This is a genomic window from Glutamicibacter sp. AGC46, assembly GCF_053543715.1.
Genome location: NZ_JBLVOJ010000004.1, coordinates 1 through 2,116, shown reverse-complemented (window position 1 = coordinate 2,116; position 2,116 = coordinate 1). Strand labels below are relative to the sequence as shown.

General features: G+C 60.1%; 2 protein-coding genes and 1 pseudogene. 1 reads left to right on the top strand and 2 read right to left on the bottom strand.

Features of this window, described 5'->3' with window-relative positions; all coding sequences use genetic code 11:
• Both ACNPM8_RS00910 and ACNPM8_RS00905 read right to left on the bottom strand, forming a co-directional pair.
• A pseudogene (locus ACNPM8_RS00910) lies at positions 1-225 on the bottom strand (HNH endonuclease); the annotation flags it as partial.
• Positions 226-328: 103 nt separating this feature from the next.
• Complete coding sequence (locus tag ACNPM8_RS00905; RefSeq protein WP_448939041.1) at positions 329-988, bottom strand: GntR family transcriptional regulator; 660 nt, start codon at positions 986-988, stop codon at positions 329-331.
• Positions 989-1,139: 151 nt separating this feature from the next.
• Here ACNPM8_RS00905 and glyA point away from each other — a divergent pair.
• Positions 1,140-2,116 (top strand): serine hydroxymethyltransferase (glyA, locus tag ACNPM8_RS00900; RefSeq protein ID WP_448939040.1); only part of this gene is annotated, 977 nt, incomplete at its 3' end.

The window sequence follows — 2,116 nt, the reverse complement described above, 5'->3', positions numbered from 1 at the left end:
GTCGCGGACGTATTCTTTTTCGATTTGGTGGGCGAGGCCGGCTTGTTTGCAGCGTGCTGCGGAGATGAGGGCTTCCAGCAATTCGATGCCGTGGGCGCAGTCGGCTTTGCTGCCGTGTTCTTCGAGGGCGGAGAGGTCGTTTTGCACGGTTTGGACGTGGAGGTCGAATTCCTCGGGGGGTGCTGGTGGGGTGAGGCTGTTTCCGTGCGCCTTTGCTTCGGACATGTTCTAATTATACTTCGATTACTAGAACATGTCTTCGATTCTGGGAAATGGGGATAACTATTTTTTCGCAATGTATGGCATCGCTCCAACCGTGAAGCCGCGGCTAGAGAACGGATCGCACCGATGCCTCGAAATGCACGATATGCTCCAGGGCCAACTCCTGTGCCAGCTGCGCGTCGCCGTCGAGAATGGCTTGGAGCAGCGAGATGTGTTCTTCGATGTGCTCGTCGATGCTCGGCAGGCGATCCAGAGCCATGCACCAGATGCGGGTGGCAAGGTTATCCAGGCGGATCAGCGTCTGCTCCAGATGGTGGTTGCCGGCCGCTTGGTAGATCAGCCGGTGGACTTCCAGGTCGTTCTCCATCAACGTGCGCCGGAGATTCGCGCCCGACAGCTGGCTAACGGCTTGGAGCGTTGCTTCGATGCGACTGCGAGCGCTGCCGCCATGCAGGGCTGCCGCCTTGGCCGCGGCGAGGGGTTCCAGGGCTTCGCGGACTTCGGTGATATCGGCCAGCTCCGTGATGTCCACGCGGGTGGAAAAGGTGCCGCGTCGCGGATAGGACTGCACTAGGTGGTCGACCTCCAGGCGCTTGAGCGCCTCGCGCAACGGCGTGCGGCCGACGCCGAGTTCGTTGACCAGGTGGGCTTCGTTGATCGGGTCGCCGGGGGCGATGTCCATCATGATGAGCCGGTCTCGCAGAACCAGGTAGGCGCGTTCAGCCAGGGACTCGGCGCCCACGGGAAGCTGTGTGGCGAGTGTCATCTTGCCTCCGTTTTCTCTGCTCCATACCGCGTGATTGCTGCACGCTGAAATAATTTCGGGTTACCCATTGACCGGGCTGTGACTTCCATCATACAGTGAATCGCAGATTGATATATCAGTTGTCGGCAATTCATACATTTAGGAATGGGCAATGGCACAAGCTTCAACTCTCTCGGCAGATTCCCTGACCGCAGACCTCGCGCATCTCGATCCGGAGGTCGCGCAGCGTATCGACGCTGAGCTGGCGCGCCAGCAGCGCGGTCTGGAAATGATCGCTTCGGAGAACCACACTGCGCAAGCAATCATGCAGGCGCAGGGTTCGGTACTGACCAACAAGTATGCCGAGGGCTACCCGGGCCGCCGCTATTACGGCGGTTGCGAGGAAGTTGATGTCATCGAGACGCTGGCGATCGAGCGGCTCAAGGACCTGTTCGGGGCGAAGTTCGCCAACGTGCAGCCGCATTCCGGTGCGCAGGCCAACGCGTCGGTGTACCACGCGCTGGTTCGTCCGGGCGATACCGTGCTGGGGCTGAACCTGAACCACGGTGGCCACCTGACCCACGGGATGAAGCTGAACTTCTCGGGCCGCTTGTTCAACATCGTTCCTTACGGTGTGGACGAGGAAACCTATGAAGTGGACATGGACGAGGTGGAGCGCCTTGCCATCGAGAACCAGCCGAAGATGATTGTTGCTGGCTGGTCGGCGTATCCGCGCCAGCTGGATTTCCAGCGCTTCCGCGAGATCGCTGACAAGGTTGGCGCGTACCTGTTCGTGGATATGGCGCACTTCGCTGGCCTGGTGGCAACCGGGTTGCATCCTTCGCCGGTCCCGCACGCTCACGTGGTGACTTCCACGACGCATAAGACGCTTGCTGGTCCTCGTGGCGGCATTATTCTCTCGAATGATGCGGAGATTGCGAAGAAGCTGAACTCGGCGGTGTTCCCTGGCCAGCAGGGTGGTCCGTTGGAGCACGTGATTGCTGGCAAGGCGGTGGCGTTCAAGATTGCCGCTTCGCCGGAGTTCAAGGAGCGCCAGGAGCGGACCTTGGCTGGTGCGCGTATTTTGGCTGAGCGTTTGACCCAGGAAGATGTTGTTGCCAAGGGCATCAGCGTTTTGACTGGTGGCAC